Below are 14717 nucleotides of genomic sequence, written 5' to 3'. Positions count from 1 at the left end.
GGCTGGGCGCCTCCCTCCACAGTGCTGCGCGGTGGCCGCCGGGCGGCACGACCGAGCCGCTACCGTGGTCCCATGACGGGCACGGGGGCGACCGCCGGGGGCGGTCCGACGCAGGACGACGGGTGGTCGCGGCTGCCGGTGGGCCGACGCGAGCACCGGCAGGACGCGGTCCTGGCGCTCGTGCTGGCCGGAGCGCTCGCCGTGACGGTGACCCTCTACTCGGCCATGGGGCTGTACGACGACCCGGCGGCCTGGTGGGTGTGCGCCCTGATGGTCGTCGCGAACGCCGGTCCCCTGGCGTTCCGCCGTCGTTTCCCGATGACCGTGGCCGTCGTCGCTGCGCTGGCGTTCGCGGCGACGCAGCTCCTGCACGTGCCCGAAGGGCTCTTCACCAATTTCACGCTGTTCATCGCGCTGTACACGGTCGGGGCCTGGTGCTCGGACCGGATCCGGGCCGAGGCGGTGCGCTGGGTCGTCATCGTCGGCATGTTCGCGTGGGTGTTCCTGGCGATCGTCTTCCGGTGGTCCGTCCCGAGCGCACTGCCCGACGACGGCGACTCCGTCATCCCGCCGTTCGTCGCGAGTTCGCTCCTCACGATCGTCATCAACCTCGTCTACTTCGGCGCCGCCTGGTACTCGGGCAACCGAGCGTGGGCGGCGGCCGTCGCGAAGCACGAGCTCGGTCAACGGACGGCCGAGCTCGCCGCGGAACGCGAGCGGTCCGCGGCGCAGGCGGTGGCGCTCGACCGCGTCCGCATCGCCCGTGAGCTGCACGACGTCGTCGCACACCACGTCTCGCTGATGGGCGTGCAGGCCGGCGCAGCGCGGCGCGTGCTCGACCACGACCCGGCGCAGGCGGCGGCGTCCCTCGGGGTCGTCGAGGACAGCGCCCGGACCGCGGTCGAGGAACTCCGCCGGATGCTCGGCACCCTGCGGGAACCCGGTGCCGACGCGGAGACGACCCCTGCCGCGGCGCCGAGCACCGAGGGACTGACCCGGCTGCCGGAGCTCGCCCGTGCGGCGACGGACGCCGGGCACGACACCGGGTTCAGCGTCGTCGGTGACGAACGGCCGGTCCCACCGACCGTCGCCGCCGTGACCTACCGGATCGCGCAAGAGGCGGTGACGAACGTCCTGAAGCACGCCGGGCCGGACGCCCGCGCGGACCTGCGGCTCCGGTACCTGCCGGACGCGGTGGAGCTCGAGGTGACCGACACCGGTGCCGGGGTCCGGGCCTCCCGGCCCCCGGGCGGCAGCGGGCTCGGACACGTCGGCATGCGCGAGCGGGTCGCGGCGGTCGGCGGGCGGATCGAGATCGGGCCGCGGGACCGCGGCGGGTACCTGGTGCGGGCATGGCTGCCGACGAGGTGATCCGGGTGGTGCTCGCCGACGACCAGGACCTCGTCCGCGCGGGTTTCCGGGTCATCCTCGAGTCCGAGCCGGGCATCCGGGTCGTCGCCGAAGCCGCCGACGGTGCGGGTGCGGTGACGGCCGTCGCCGCGCACCGACCGGACGTCGTCTGCCTCGACGTGCAGATGCCCGGCGTCGACGGGCTCGAAGCCGCGCGTCGGATCACCGCCGGCGCGTCGCCGCCGGCGGTGCTCGTCCTCACCACCTTCGACACCGACGAGTACCTCTTCGACGCCCTGGGAGCGGGTGCGAGCGGGTTCCTGCTGAAGAACGCGTCGCCGGAGAAGCTCATCGAGGCCGTCCGCACGGTCGCCCGCGGTGACGCCCTGCTCGCCCCGGACGTCACCCGGCGGGTGATCAGTCGCGCGACCACCGCGAGCGTGCCGGTGGTGGACGAGGGCGCGCCGGCCTCGGACGCGGGCCTGCCGGGTCTGACCGACCGCGAGACCGAGGTGCTGCGGTTGCTCGGACGCGGTCTCAGCAACGCCGAGATCGCCGGACGGCTCTTCGTCGGCGAGGCGACCGTCAAGACGCACGTGTCGAACGTCCTGCAGAAGCTCGGGGTGCGCGACCGGATCCAGGCCGTCGTCTGGGCGTACGAGCACGGGGTGGTGCGCTCGGGCGAGTGAGCGACGCGGGCCTCCCCCTCGCGGCGGAGACCTCGAGGTCCGCGATCCCCGTCCCGCGCCGGAGGCGCCGGTCCCCTCGGCCGCAATAGCGTCGGAGGTGCAGCGACGGCCGCTGCGGAAGGGGACCTCATGCTCACCATCGAAGGAGTGACGAAGCACTTCGGCGAGCGCCGCGTGCTCGACGACGTCGGCTTCGGCGTCGGACGCGGTCGACTGACCGGGTTCGTCGGCGGCAACGGAGCCGGCAAGACGACGACCATGCGCATCATGCTCGGCGTGCTCGACGCCGACAGCGGGACGGTGACGCTCGACGGCGCCCCGATCGGACCGGGCGACCGCCGCCGCTTCGGGTACATGCCCGAGGAGCGCGGTCTGTACCCGAAGATGCCGGTGGCCGAGCAGGTCACGTACCTGGCCCGCCTGCACGGGATGGACCGGCGGAGCGCGACGGCCCGGACCGCCGAGCTGCTCGAGCGTCTCGAGCTCACGGCCCACGCCGGCGACCCCGTCGAGAAGCTCTCGCTCGGCAACCAGCAGCGCGTGCAGGTCGCCGCCGCGCTCGCCCACCGGCCCGAGGTACTCGTGCTCGACGAGCCGTTCTCCGGTCTCGACCCGATGGCGGTCGACACCGTGCTCGGTGTGCTGCGGGAGACCGCGGCCGACGGCGTCCCGGTGCTCTTCTCCAGCCACCAGCTCGACGTCGTCGAACGGCTGTGCGACGACGTGGTCGTCATCGCCGACGGCCGCATCCGCGCCGCAGGGCCCCAGGACGAACTGCGACGGGCCGCCGGTCCGGCCGCGTGGGAACTCCTGGTGGCGGACGACGTCGCCTGGCTCCGCGACGAGCCCGGCGTCCGCATCCGCTCGTTCGACGGCGGGTACGCCCTGTTCGAGGCGGACGAGTCCGCGGCGCAGGCCGTCCTGCAGCAGGCCGTCGCACGCGGCACGGTGGCGTCGTTCGGTCCGCGGGTCCCCCGGCTCAGCGAGGTCTTCACGGAGGTCGTCCGATGAGCGTCCTCGACAGCAGCACGGTCGACGCCGTCCGGCTCGTCACGGTTCGGGAGATCCAGGCGCGGCTCCGGAGCAAGGCCTTCGTCATCTCGGCGGCGATCCTGCTCGTGATGGTCGTCGTCGGCATCGTCGTCGGCGGGATCGTCGGCAAGTCGGCCGCCGACGCCACGACGCCGGTCGCCGTGGTCAGCGGCGTCACCCTGCCCACGACGGACGGGCTCGACGTCACGGAGACGGCGGACCGGGACGCGGCCGAGCGCCTCGTCCGTGACGGCGAGGTCGACGCAGCGGTCGTCGCCGACGGCGGACAGCTCGGGTTCCGGCTCGTCGCCCTCGACAGCGCTCCGACCGACGTCGTGTCGGCGTTGAGCGTGTCGCCCCAGGTCGACCTGCTCGACCCCGACGCGCTGCCGCCCGGCCTCGTCTCGCTCGTCGGCATCGCGTTCGGCGTGGTCTTCTTCGCCTCCGCGGTGACGTTCGGACAGTCGATCGCGCAGAGCGTCGTCGAGGAGAAGTCGACCCGCGTCGTGGAGATCCTGATGGCGGCGATCCCAGCACGGGCCCTGCTGGCGGGCAAGGTGATCGGCAACAGCGTCATGGCGCTCGGGCAGATCGTCGCGATCGCGATCGCCGCGGCCGTCGCCCTGGCGGTCACCGGGCAGGACAACCTGTTCACGCTGCTCGGTCCGAGCGCGCTGTGGTTCGTCGGCTTCTTCGCGATCGGGTTCGTCCTCATCGCGGCGCTGTTCGCGGCCTCGGCGGCGCTGGTGTCCCGCCAGGAGGACGTCGGCAGCGTCACGACACCGGTGATGATGCTGCTGATGATCCCGTACTTCCTCATCGTGTTCGCGCCGGACGACCCGACGGTCCTCGGGATCATGTCGTACGTGCCGTTCAGTGCCCCGATCGGGATGCCGGTGCGGATCTTCCTCGAGACGGCGGCGTGGTGGGAGCCCGTGCTCTCGCTGCTGGTCGTCCTGGCATCCGCCCTGGTCGTCGTGCTCCTCGGCGCCCGGGTGTACGAGAACGCCCTGCTCCGCACCGGCGGCCGGGTGAAGCTCGGCGAGGCGATCCGCGGTTGACGCACCGACGGTGGCTCCGTCACGGCGGTTCCCGGACACGGGACGGGTGCCGGAGCCACCGACGTGCGACGCTTGACGGGATGCCGATCGACGACGCGACGCCGGTTCGTCTCGAGGTGACCGGGACGGACATCGACGAGGCCGCAGCCCACCTCGCCCACGTGTACGACGCCGAACTCGTCGCGGGTCCGTCCGCCGTCCCCTTCACGTTCCGGTACGCGTCGATGGGCGACGAGACCATGTCGCTGCACTCGTCGCGGTTCGCCGGGCACCTCGACGGTTCCCTGCCCCCGTCGGCCTCCGTCATCGTGCAGTGGCTCCGGTCCGGCACGTCCCGTCTCGACACCGCCGGTGACCCCGTGGACATGGTGCACGGCGTGCCGGTGCCCCTGCTGCCCGACCGCACGTTCTCCTTCGAGATGGACGACTACGAGCAGCGGCTCGTGCACCTGTCCCGGGAGGTCGTGGAGCGGGTCGCGACCGAGCAGGGCGCGGACGTCACGGGCGGCCTCCGCTTCGACCTGACCGTCCTCCCGTCGGAACAGTCCGTGCGGACCTGGCACAACACGGTGTCGCTCGTCTCCCACACCCTGCGTGACGGCGGTGCCGGACGCCTCCTGCACGCCGAGATGGCCCGGCTCGCGGCTGCGTCGCTGCTCGAGATGTACCCGCAGCATCGCGCTCCGGAGCCCCGCGCTGCCCCCGCGCACTCGCCGCACGTCCGCGCCGCGGTCGAGTACGTGCACGAGAACGCCCGGCTGCCGATCACCTCGAGCAGCCTGGCGCGGCACCTCGACATCGGTCTGCGGGCGTTGCAGGAGGCGTTCCAGCGGGACCTGCAGACGACCCCGAACGCGTTCATCCGGCAGGTGCGGCTCGACCGGGTCCGGCAGGAGTTGCTCGCCGCGGACCCCTCGGCCCGGACGGTGCGTGAGGTCGCGGCGGCATGGGGTTTCGCACACCTCGGACGGTTCGCGCAGCAGTACGCGGCCGTGTTCGGCGAACGGCCCAGCGACACCCTCGCGAGGTCCTGACCGCCCGGACAGGGCGGCGTGCCCGGGACTGACCGCGCTCCAGGCCGGGCCGGGCCAGGCCGGGCCGGTCTGGTCCGGGCCAGGACCGGCCCGGCTCGGGCCGGCTCGGCGCCGAGGTCAGATGAAGGCGGTGGACGCCGTCGGTCCGTAGGCGCCCATGAGCGTCGCCGCCGCGAGACGTGCCGTCCGGGCAGGTCGGGTGGTCCCGTGGATGGCTGCCTCGACCTTCGCACCGTGGACGAGGAGCGAGAGCGCGTCCGCGACGTGGCCCGGGAGCTCGGCGCGGACGGCAAGCGCGTGCAGGTGCGCCTCGAGGATCGCGAGGTGCTCCTCCGCCAGGGCGGCGACGCGAGGCTCGGCGTGACCGAGTTCGCCGAACCCGTTGATGAACGCACAGCCGGTCCAGGCGTCGTCGTCGAACGAGGACTCGAGGTGCCCGAAGACCGTGAGGATCTCGTCGCGCGCGTCGTCCACGCCCTCGGCCGCTTCGGCCAACCCGAGCGTCCAGCGTTCCTGCCGGAAGTGGAGGACCGCGACGACCGCGTCGATGCGCTCGGGGAACAGTGCTCGCACCGTCGCGGCGTCGGTCAGTGCGGCCGCCGCCACGCGGTCGGCGGTGAGTCCTGCAGCACCGGCGACGCTGAAGACCCGGTCGGCGGCATCGACGATCCGTGCCGTGACCCAGGGATCGTGGGCGCGCTCGTGGGCCCTGTCCACGTCAGCGGGTCCTGGTCAGGGAGATCGCGTCCCGCGAGCAGAGGCGCTCCAGACGCCCGAGCCGTGACCAGATGTGCTGGTGCTCCACAGCGATGCCGGTCGCGCTCGTCCCGCCGCGGAGCGGCCGGACGACGGACGTGATCGCGACGGACGCACCGAGGTCGGTCACGCGGCGACCAGGAAGAAGTCTGCGTAGGTCGGCTCGGCAGCGGTCCCCAGGGAGAGCTTCGTCTGCACGATGCGGTCGATCTCGGACGGGGAGGCCATGCCGCGACGGTGCCACTCGAGCGGGTCTTCGCGGAGGTGCTGCATCATGGACGGTTCACGCACGGAGGGCCTCCTGCTCACGCATCAGGGCGGTCATGTCGATCGGTTCGGTCAGGGCGACGGTGTCGTACCCGGACGCGGTGGGCGTGACGGTCATGCGGACACCCCCAGGACGATCACGGCGAGGGCCGAGGCGGTGACGGCCGCGAGGCCGACGACGAGCGCGCTGGCTGCGAGGAGACGGCGCCGTGCCGTCTCGCGGACCTCGGAGAACCCCGGCGTGCGACGCGGGCGCGGGATGACGGCAGCCTGGGCTGCCTCGGGGCGCTCCGTGACGAGCGCGGCGAGCGGATTGGTGACGACGGTGGTGGCGTTCATTGCGACGCCTCCTCACTGGGGCCTCGGACGACCCTGACTCCGGCCAGGATCACCGCGTGAACGGACTCCGCAGATCGCGGAGGATGTCTGGGACGACGGTGGGGAGTGCGTCCTGGCACTCCCAACGCTAGGTCACGGGTCGTCGGCACCACGAACGCATCGGGAGATCCGCGAATCGCGGACACGACGGCGCCGCGCATCCCGAGCGGAGGCGCGCGATGGCAGTCAGCGCGCCCGATCCCGTGCCCGAGCCCCTGCCCGCGACGACCCCGGCCGGGACCGTCCGTCAGCCCCGGCGCGTACCGTCCGCCCCATGAGCAACGTCATCATCCTCGGCGGCCACGGCCGCGTCGCCCTCCTCACCGCGCAGCTCCTCACCGCCCGTGGCGACACCGTGTCGTCGGTCATCCGGAAGGCCGAGCAGCAGGACGACGTCCGCGCCACCGGTGCCGAGCCGGTCGTCGCCGACATCGAACAGCTCGACATCGCCGGGCTCACCGACCTGGTCCGCGGGCACGACGCCGTCGTGTGGTCGGCCGGTGCCGGTGGCGGGTCCGCTGACCGCACGTGGGCCGTCGACCGCGACGCCGCCATCCGCACGATGCACGCCGCGCTCGGTGCCGACGTGCACCGCTACGTGCTCGTGTCCTGGTCGGACGCCGGCCTCGGCCACGGCGTCCCCGAGGACGACGACTTCTTCGCGTACGCCGAGGCGAAGACCGTCGCCGACGCCGTCCTCCGCGACTCCGCGCTCGACTGGACGATCGTCGCGCCGAGCACCCTCACCGACGACGAGCCCACCGGGTCGGTGGAGACGGCGGACCCGTCCTCGAGCATCGCCCGCGGGGACGTCGCCGCACTCGTCGCCGCCGCGCTGCACGACGACGCCTCGGTCGGCAAGACCTTCCGCGTCAACACCGGGAGCACCCCGATCGAGCAGTTCGTCCGCGACTGACCCGCGCCTCCCGGCCGCCCCGTCCCGTACCGGCCCGAGACGCCGGCGTCACCGCGGAACGCCGCCGAGTCCTCGAGACGCCGCCGAACCCGGCGGCGTCTCGCACGCCCCGCGGCGTCGCACGCAGACGGGCCCGTCCCGCACCGGACGGGAGGCACGACGGCACCCCGCACCGCGCCTCCCGTCCGCCCCGTCCCGAAACGCCGGCGTCACCAGGGAACGCCGCCGAGTCCCCGAGACGCCGCCGAACCCGGCGGCGTCTCGCACGCGCCGCGGCGTCGCACGCAGACGGGCCCGTCCCGCACCGGACGGGAGGCACGACGGCACCCCGCACCGCGCCTCCCGGCCGCCCCGTCCCGAGACGCCGGCGTCACCGCGGAACGCCGCCGAGTCCTCGAGACGCCGCCGAATCCGGCGGCGTCTCGCACGCGCCGCGGCGTCGCACGCAGACGGGCCCGTCCCGCACCGGACGGGAGGCACGACGGCACCCCGCACCGCGCCTCCCGGCCGTCCCGAGACGCCGGCGTAACCAGGGAACGCCGCCGAGTCCCCGAGACGCCGCCGAACCCGGCGGCGTCTCGCACGCCCCGCGGCGTCGGACGCGGACGGGCCCGTCCCGCGTCGTACCGCCGTCAGCCGAGCAGCGCCGCAGCCACCGAGCGCGCGGTCGTCGTGTCCCCGCCGCCGTCGCGGAGGCGCATCGCGAGCGAACCCGACACGACGAGGAGCAGCTGGTCGGCGAGGACCTCGGCGCGGTCACCGACGAGCGGCACCGCCCGGTCGCGGAGCCGTCCGCGCAACGTCGTGGTCTCGCCGTGCAGGACGGCGGCGATCTCCGTGGGGGCGTCGGCGTACTCGGAGGCCGTCCCGAGGAACGCGCACCACCGGGACCCGGTCGGGGTGGAGCGGAAGGCGTCGAGCGCGTCGAACACGGCCAGCAGGCGCCCCCGGTCGTCGGTGGCCCGGGCGACGGCGTCGTCCCACGTCCGGATCCACTCGTCGTGCCGGCGGGTCAGCGCGGCGGCCACGAGCGCCTCCTTGCTGGCGTACCCGCGGTAGAGCGTCGCGGCGGAGACCCCGGCGCGGTCGAGGACGGCGTCGATCGGGGTCGCCGCGATGCCCCGTGTGAAGAAGAGCTCCTCAGCGGCGTCGAGCAGCTTCCGCTCCGTGCCTGGACGCATCGTCATGGCAGCACCCTAGAGTCTCAGAAGTGAAACGACCGTTTTCGTTCTTGGCCCGCCCCGCCGTCCTCGTCGGCAGCGGCACGGCCCTCATCGCCGCGACCTACGGGCTGGTCCGCCTGGCGTACGGGCTGTTCCTGCCGGACGTCCAGCGCTCCCTCTCCCTCGGGGACGGTCCGGCTGGTCTCATCGCGTCCGGCTCGTCGCTCGTCTACTGCGTCGGCGCGCTCGTCGGGTTCGTGCTCGCGCCGACCCGCCCGCGCACGACCGTGGTGCTCGCGACCGCCTCGGCAGGGCTCGGCGTCGTGGGGATGGCCGCGAGCAGCACGCCCGTCGTGTTCGGTGCGACCGCGGTCGTCGCCTCCGCGGGGGCGGGACTCGCCTCCCCCGCACTCGTCCGACTCGTGCAGCGGAACCTCCCCGCCGCTCGTGCCGACCGCGCGCAGGCCGTGGTGAACTCGGGGACCGGACCGGGCCTCGTCGTCGCCGGACTGCTCGCGCTCGTGCTCCTGCCCGACTGGCGCACGGCCTGGGCGGTCTCGGCCGTCGTCACGGTCCTCGCCGGTGGGGCGGTCCTGCTGGCCGACGCGCGTGGCTGCACCGGGCGGGACGGCGGAGAGAGCCGTCCGCAGCCCGCCGGGTTCCCGCCGTGGCCGTGGTTCGTCGCCCACCGGCGCCTCGTGCTCGTCGCACTGCTGCTCGGCACCGGGTCCGCGGCGGTCTGGACCTACGGCCGGTCGTCGCTCGTGGACGCGGGGGCTCCGGCCACCCTGTCGGTCCTCGCGTGGACGGCACTCGGTGCCGGCGGTGCGGCGGTCGCCCTGACGGCACGGGCCCTCGCCCGGCTCCGCGCCCGGACGGCCTGGACGGTCACCTCGGCGACGGTCGCGGTCGCCACGCTCGGCCTGGGGCTCGCCCCGCTCACCGACCCGGCGGTCCTGGTCACCCTCGCGCTCGTCGCCTGCGCACTGTTCGGCTGGGGCTACACCGCCGCGACCGGGGCGCTCATCGCGTGGACGACCGAGGTCGAGCCCCGGCGCGCGGCGGCGGGGACGTCGGTGCTCTTCGTCGTGCTCGTGCTCGGGCAGGCACTCGGGGCCGCTGCGGCCGGCGCCGTCGTCCGCACGGCCGGGACCCCGCCGGTGTTCACCGTGGCAGCGGCCGTGGTGGCGGCGGGAGCGCTGCTGGCGGTGGTGCGCCCGCGGGGCTCGCGGGGCCTCACAGGTCGGTCAGGTCGGGGACCTCGTCGACGTCCGGCACGAGGGCCATCTCCGCGTCCCAGGACGGACGGGCCGGCTCCAGGCGCAGCGTCCCCCGTTCGAGGTGCGCGATGACGTCCTCGTCGGTCGGCTCCTCGCGGCTGTCCGGCACCGGGGTGGAGTAGATCTCGCTCGCCGGGCCGATGAGCACGTGGGCGTACACCTGCGTGCCGCCCTCGGAGAGCACCGGGATCTCGACCACGTCGGACCGCTCGGCGACGGCCAGTGCCCGCGCGTAGCGGAGCAGGGCCTTGCTGATCCGGTCCCCGGTGAGGAAGTGGCTGTTGACGTAGTGGACACGGCGCATGTCGGTTACGCTGTCCGCCGTTCCCTGGGCGGACGCCTAGGATCAGCCGGAGCCGGACAGAACGGCTCGGAGGGACACACCATGGGCAAACTCGTCTACGACTCGACCTTCACCGCGGAGTTCGACGACCGCCTGCTGACCCATCTGCAGATCGTGATCGGCATGAAGCTGCGCCGCGGTGAGTCCTTCATGTTCTCGTGGAAGGACGACGTCGAGCTCGGCGACGGGCGGACGGCCATCTGGCTCGACCGCTCGATGCCCCTGGTCTTCCGCTACTCCGGGAGTCGTGTCCCCGCGGTGAACCGCGCCTGGATCGAGGCCCTCGGCCTGACCGCGGGGTCCTCGGCCGGCCTCCGGATCGTCCCCGAACCGACCGACACCGGAGAGACCCTGTGAAGCGCACCGCCATCACGTACGGCGGCAGCCGCTACACGATCCCGAACGAGGACGTCGCGTCCGTGCAGGCGCGGATCACGGAGGGCCTCCGGAACGAGCCGTGGTTCTGGCTCGAGGTCAACCACGGTGACGGCCGTGCGACCCCGGCCCGCCTGCTGGTCTCCCCCGCGACACCGGTGGCCGTCATCAGCGAGCGTGACACCGACCAGCAGGACGAGGGGTCCTCGGTGGCGCGGTACATCCTGCCCGACGAACTCCGGCCGGTGTCCGACGAGATGGGACCCGCCGACTCCTGACGGCCCGGGCGGACGGCGGGGCTCAGGCCCGGCCGCCACCGAGGAGAGCGCGGAGCGCGTCCTCCAGCGGGACCGCGACCGACTCGACATCCGCGGACGCCAGCGGCTCGACCCGCGTGGACGACCGCATCATGGTCATGCCGAGCACGACGGACAGGGCGATCTCCGCGCGCACGAGCAGGTCGTCGCCGTCCGGGCCGCCGCCGTCCGCTGCACCACCGGGCGTCCCGGCCCGGACGGCCCCGGCGAGCCGCTCGGCGTAGCCGCGGAGCGTCTCGCGCCGGATCTCGTCGACCGCGTCGTCCCCCGAGTTCCGGAGGAGCAGCAGGAGCTGCATCGAGTCCTCGTCGGTGGGTGACCGGATGATGTGGCGGATCAGCCCACCGACCGCGCGGTCGAGGTCCGGCGCGCCGAGGTCCCGGGCCGGGGCGGCACGGTCGAGACAGGCCCGGAACAGCCCGACCTTCGACACGAAGTACCGGTTGATGAGCGCCACGTTGACCCCGGCGTCGGCCGCGATGTCCCGGACGGTGGTGGCCCGGTAGCCGTCGAAGGCGAAGCGGCGCCGGGCCGCCTGGACGAGCGCGAGACGGGTGGCGGCGGCGTCCTTGCTCATGTCGCGATCGTAGCGTGCGGCGTGGCATGTAATCAGTTGTTGACATGGCGATCGAACAGCGTACGCTCGTCGAGTCAGCAGTTGTTGACATCGACAGCGTCGTCGGCCCCTCATCGACCGGACGGAGCACGATGTCCACCGCCACCGCGAGCCCACGAACGGGCTCCACGCCGACCACCGCACCCGCACCCGCACCCGCACGCCGCCCGAACAGCACCGCCATCATCGTCTTCCTGTCCCTCGGCGGCCTGTCCTTCGCGGTCCTGCAGTCCCTCGTGGCTCCTGCGCTCGCGACGATCGGACGCGACCTCGACGTCTCCACCAGTGCCGCGAGCTGGGTCCTCACCGCCTACCTGCTCTCCGCGTCCGTGCTGACGCCCGTCCTCGGTCGTCTCGGCGACATGGTCGGCAAGCGGAGGGTGCTCATCGTGGTCCTCACGATCCTGCTGGTCGGCGCGGTCCTGGCAGCGCTCGCGCCGAACCTCGGCGTCCTGATCGTCGCGCGTGCCCTGCAGGGCGCTGCCGGCGCGGTGATGCCGCTGTCGATCGGCATCGTCCGGGACGAGCTGCCGAAGGAGAAGGTGAGCATCACCATCGGCCTGCTCTCCGCCATCTTCGGCATCGGCGCCGGCGTCGGCATCGTCGCCGCCGGCCCGATCGTCGAGCACCTGTCGTGGCACTGGCTGTTCTGGCTGCCCGCGGTCCTCGTGGTGATCGCCCTGCTCGGCACCGTCTTCGGCATGCCGGAGTCGCCCGTCCGCAGGCCCGGCCGCCTCGACGTGGCCGGGACCGTCGTCCTCGGCGTCGCCCTCGTCGCGGTCCTCCTCGCCGTCAGCGAGGGCCAGACCTGGGGCTGGGGCGACCTGAAGACCGTCGGCCTGCTCGTGCTCGGCGCCGTCGCACTCGCCGTCTTCGTGGTCGTCGAGCTCCGCGTGGCCGAACCGCTCGTCGACGTGCGCCTCTTCGCGGTGCGCGGGGTCTGGACCGCGCACGTCGTCGCCCTGGTCTTCGGCTTCGCGATGTTCGGCACGTTCGTCCTCGTCCCGACGCTCCTCCAGCTGCCCGCGGCCACCGGCTACGGATTCGGCAAGGACGTCACGCAGGCCGGGCTCTTCCTCCTGCCGACCGTCGTCATGATGGTCCTCGCCGGACCGATCGCCGGCGTCCTGGTGCGGAAGGTGGGACCGAAGCCGCCGATGCTGATCGGCGGCGTCGCGATCGTCGCGGCGTTCGTCATCCCCGCGGTCTCCCACGCCGCGATCTGGCAGGTCGTCGTGTCCGGCCTGCTCACCGGTGTCGGCATCGGCATGGCCCTGGCCGCCTGCTCGAACGCCATCATCGAGAGCGTCCCGGCGAACCAGACCGGTGAGGCGATCAGCGCGAACACCGTGGTCCGGACGATCGGGTCGAGTGTCGGCACCGCGGTCATCGCAGCGCTCATCACCTCGAACAGCACGCCACAGGGCCTGCCGACCGACGACGCCTTCACCATCGGCTTCTGGGCGTGCACCGGTGTCGCCGTCCTCGCGGTCGTCGGCGCGCTCGCCGCGCCGTCGATGCGCGCGCGCCGGGCCGCGGCGCTGGCGGCCGGTGTGACGGACCTCGACGAGGTCACCCGCTGATCGGGCGGTCCTGACGCACTCTCGGACGGGAGGCCCGGACCGGGTGAGCAGATCCGCTCACCCGGTCCGGGCCTCCCGTCCGTCAGTGACCGGTTCCCGGCGGGACGCACCGTCAGACGCGGTGGTGGTCCCGACCGAAGACCGCCGCGAGGCGTGCCACCAGGGCTTCCCGGATCCGGACGCCCACCGGTGGTGCGGCCGGGACGGTCCGGACCGGCGCGGTGAAGGCGAGGTCGTGCAGGTTGTTCCGCTTCGATCCGTCCCAGTTCGCGAACAGGTACGGCGTGCCGAGTGCCATCAGGCTGCGGACCGGCGCCGGGCGGCTGCCTGCCGCCGCGACGGCGTACCCGGAGTGCCCCGCCGAGATGGCGCGGATCACGGTGTCGGCGTCGCTGACACCGTTGGCGGTGACGACGGTGGTGATGCCCGTACGGTCGCGGGCGACGAATTCGATGATGTGTTCGGTCACGAGGAGCTCAGGGTCGCGAGTGACGTCTCGGCGGTGGTGGGTCGCACGAGGCTTGGCCGGAACCGACGTTGCTTCCGTCCCAGAGGATACGTCGCACCTCCGGCCGACGTGACGGACGATCCCGAATGCGTCGCTCCGGACGCTCAGGGGACCCAGACGACGATGCCGCTCAGGTCGTTCAGCGTCGCGGCGACGCCCGCGCGGAGCGCCCGGCCGGCGCGTTCGTCGGTGAAGGTGGCCGGGTCGTGGTGGCTCGAGACGCCGAGCCCCTCGCCGCGGAAGCCGGCACCGGTCCAGTCCGCGGCCGTGACGTTCGACGTCGGTTCGGCGATCTCGGCGCCGAGCACGAGGAACTGCTGGTGCAGGGCGGACGGGGAGATCGCGGCGATCGGGTCGACCAACTCGTCACCGACGCTGATCACCAGGTCGGACCGCTCCCCGATCGCTTCCGCGACGGACGACAGCCGGTCGTCGGCGGTGTCCGCGACGACCGGGACGACGGTGACGTCCTCGGCGTCCGCCCACGACCCGACGGCGTCGATCAGCGTCTCGGTCTCGGTGCTCGGGTCACCGGGCGACAGGAGGACGACCCGGTACCCGGCGGGCGGCGCGACGTCGTCCCACGAGCCCGGCGCCGGGTCGATCGTGGCCTCCGGCGCGGGCGGCTCCGCCGGGTCGACGAAGCCGGGGCCGAGCGCGCCCGTGCCGCGGACCGCAGTCGGGACACCGGCGGGAGCGCTGTGACGACCCGTGTCGGACCCACGGTCGGCGGCGCCGTCCGACTGCGCGGAGCACCCGGCGACCAGGACCGTGCCGGCCACCACCAGGGCGGCGGCGAGGACGACGGGGGCGCGGGGGACGAGTCGGGTCACGAGAGGCCATGCAAGCACACCGCGGTCCGGCGACGGGCCCGCGACGGCCGCTGTCCAGCGCCCGTCCAACTGTTCGTTGCCGTCTGTTCGCCTGCGCGTCGATCCCGGCCGCGATGGTCGGGCCGGTGAAGCACCGAAGCACCCTCCCCGCTCCCCGCGGGCTCCCCCTGCTCCCCCGGTCCGTCGCCCCGCCAGTCGCGGCCCTCGTCCTGATCT

19 protein-coding genes are annotated in these 14717 nt (G+C 73.5%); 10 read left to right on the top strand and 9 right to left on the bottom strand.

Features of this window, described 5'->3' with window-relative positions; genetic code table 11:
• The first annotated feature begins 72 nt into the window (after positions 1-72).
• The 5 genes from DEI91_RS09980 to DEI91_RS09960 all read left to right on the top strand — a co-directional run bounded on the left by DEI91_RS09980 (position 73) and on the right by DEI91_RS09960 (position 5166).
• Positions 73-1371 carry a sensor histidine kinase gene (locus DEI91_RS09980; RefSeq protein ID WP_111052160.1) on the top strand — a complete coding sequence of 433 codons (1299 nt, stop codon included), beginning with the start codon at positions 73-75 and terminating at the stop codon, positions 1369-1371.
• Entirely contained in the window at positions 1353-2039 is a 687-nt protein-coding gene (locus tag DEI91_RS09975; protein WP_111052159.1) for a response regulator transcription factor, read from the top strand. Before DEI91_RS09980 ends, DEI91_RS09975 begins: the two co-directional genes overlap by 19 nt.
• A 129-nt stretch (positions 2040-2168) precedes the next feature.
• A complete protein-coding gene (locus DEI91_RS09970; RefSeq protein WP_111052158.1) occupies positions 2169-3050 on the top strand; it encodes an ABC transporter ATP-binding protein in 882 nt (293 codons plus the stop codon).
• Positions 3047-4132, top strand: coding sequence for an ABC transporter permease (locus DEI91_RS09965; protein ID WP_111052157.1), 1086 nt, complete (start codon positions 3047-3049; stop codon positions 4130-4132). The genes DEI91_RS09970 and DEI91_RS09965 overlap by 4 nt, the downstream gene beginning before the upstream one ends.
• Before the next feature lie 80 nt (positions 4133-4212).
• Complete coding sequence (locus tag DEI91_RS09960) at positions 4213-5166, top strand: helix-turn-helix domain-containing protein (RefSeq protein WP_111052156.1); 954 nt, start codon at positions 4213-4215, stop codon at positions 5164-5166.
• Between the two features lie 117 nt (positions 5167-5283).
• Here DEI91_RS09960 and DEI91_RS09955 read toward each other — a convergent pair whose 3' ends face one another.
• From DEI91_RS09955 to DEI91_RS09950, 4 genes are all read right to left on the bottom strand, one after another.
• On the bottom strand, positions 5284-5883 hold the full coding sequence (locus tag DEI91_RS09955) for a TetR/AcrR family transcriptional regulator (protein ID WP_111052155.1): 600 nt from the start codon (positions 5881-5883) through the stop codon (positions 5284-5286).
• 1 nt (position 5884) lies between these two features.
• Positions 5885-6052, bottom strand: coding sequence for a hypothetical protein (locus tag DEI91_RS16285; protein ID WP_181439559.1), 168 nt, complete (start codon positions 6050-6052; stop codon positions 5885-5887).
• A complete protein-coding gene (locus DEI91_RS16280; RefSeq protein ID WP_181439558.1) occupies positions 6049-6213 on the bottom strand; it encodes a hypothetical protein in 165 nt (54 codons plus the stop codon). Before DEI91_RS16280 ends, DEI91_RS16285 begins: the two co-directional genes overlap by 4 nt.
• 90 nt (positions 6214-6303) lie before the next feature.
• Positions 6304-6528 carry a hypothetical protein gene (locus tag DEI91_RS09950; RefSeq protein WP_111052154.1) on the bottom strand — a complete coding sequence of 75 codons (225 nt, stop codon included), beginning with the start codon at positions 6526-6528 and terminating at the stop codon, positions 6304-6306.
• Positions 6529-6841: 313 nt separating this feature from the next.
• Here DEI91_RS09950 and DEI91_RS09945 point away from each other — a divergent pair, with 313 nt between their 5' ends.
• On the top strand, positions 6842-7483 hold the full coding sequence (locus DEI91_RS09945) for an NAD(P)H-binding protein (protein WP_111052153.1): 642 nt from the start codon (positions 6842-6844) through the stop codon (positions 7481-7483).
• 632 nt (positions 7484-8115) lie between these two features.
• Here DEI91_RS09945 and DEI91_RS09940 read toward each other — a convergent pair.
• On the bottom strand, positions 8116-8670 hold the full coding sequence (locus tag DEI91_RS09940) for a TetR/AcrR family transcriptional regulator (protein ID WP_111052152.1): 555 nt from the start codon (positions 8668-8670) through the stop codon (positions 8116-8118).
• Positions 8671-8693: 23 nt separating this feature from the next.
• On the opposite strand from DEI91_RS09940, the gene DEI91_RS09935 reads away from it, so the two are divergent.
• Positions 8694-9998 carry an MFS transporter gene (locus DEI91_RS09935; protein WP_181439557.1) on the top strand — a complete coding sequence of 435 codons (1305 nt, stop codon included), beginning with the start codon at positions 8694-8696 and terminating at the stop codon, positions 9996-9998.
• On the opposite strand, the gene DEI91_RS16000 is transcribed toward DEI91_RS09935, so the two are convergent.
• Complete coding sequence (locus tag DEI91_RS16000; RefSeq protein ID WP_146244265.1) at positions 9883-10230, bottom strand: hypothetical protein; 348 nt, start codon at positions 10228-10230, stop codon at positions 9883-9885. The two genes, DEI91_RS09935 and DEI91_RS16000, sit on opposite strands and share 116 nt — an antisense overlap.
• Before the next feature lie 81 nt (positions 10231-10311).
• Between DEI91_RS16000 and DEI91_RS09930 the strand changes: the two genes are divergently transcribed.
• Positions 10312-10626 (top strand): ATP-dependent DNA ligase, encoded by a 315-nt coding sequence (locus DEI91_RS09930; RefSeq protein ID WP_111052150.1) that lies wholly within the window; start codon positions 10312-10314, stop codon positions 10624-10626.
• A complete protein-coding gene (locus DEI91_RS09925; protein ID WP_111052149.1) occupies positions 10623-10922 on the top strand; it encodes a hypothetical protein in 300 nt (99 codons plus the stop codon). The genes DEI91_RS09930 and DEI91_RS09925 overlap by 4 nt, the downstream gene beginning before the upstream one ends.
• Positions 10923-10944: 22 nt before the next feature.
• Here DEI91_RS09925 and DEI91_RS09920 read toward each other — a convergent pair whose 3' ends face one another.
• On the bottom strand, positions 10945-11538 hold the full coding sequence (locus tag DEI91_RS09920) for a TetR/AcrR family transcriptional regulator (protein ID WP_111052148.1): 594 nt from the start codon (positions 11536-11538) through the stop codon (positions 10945-10947).
• Positions 11539-11669: 131 nt separating this feature from the next.
• Between DEI91_RS09920 and DEI91_RS09915 the strand changes: the two genes are divergently transcribed.
• Positions 11670-13160 carry an MFS transporter gene (locus tag DEI91_RS09915; RefSeq protein ID WP_111052278.1) on the top strand — a complete coding sequence of 497 codons (1491 nt, stop codon included), beginning with the start codon at positions 11670-11672 and terminating at the stop codon, positions 13158-13160.
• A 112-nt stretch (positions 13161-13272) separates the two neighbouring features.
• On the opposite strand, the gene DEI91_RS09910 is transcribed toward DEI91_RS09915, so the two are convergent.
• Complete coding sequence (locus DEI91_RS09910; protein ID WP_111052147.1) at positions 13273-13629, bottom strand: hypothetical protein; 357 nt, start codon at positions 13627-13629, stop codon at positions 13273-13275.
• A gap of 143 nt (positions 13630-13772) precedes the next feature.
• Positions 13773-14501: a hypothetical protein gene (locus DEI91_RS09905; protein ID WP_111052146.1), complete on the bottom strand. Its 729-nt coding sequence runs from the start codon at positions 14499-14501 to the stop codon at positions 13773-13775.
• Positions 14502-14717 lie beyond the last annotated feature (216 nt).

Source organism: Curtobacterium sp. MCBD17_032, from assembly GCF_003234855.1.
In the GTDB taxonomy this organism is placed as follows: Bacteria; Actinomycetota; Actinomycetes; order Actinomycetales; family Microbacteriaceae; genus Curtobacterium.
The sequence above is the reverse complement of the archived record's forward strand: the minus strand, read 5'-3'. Positions and strand labels throughout refer to the sequence as shown.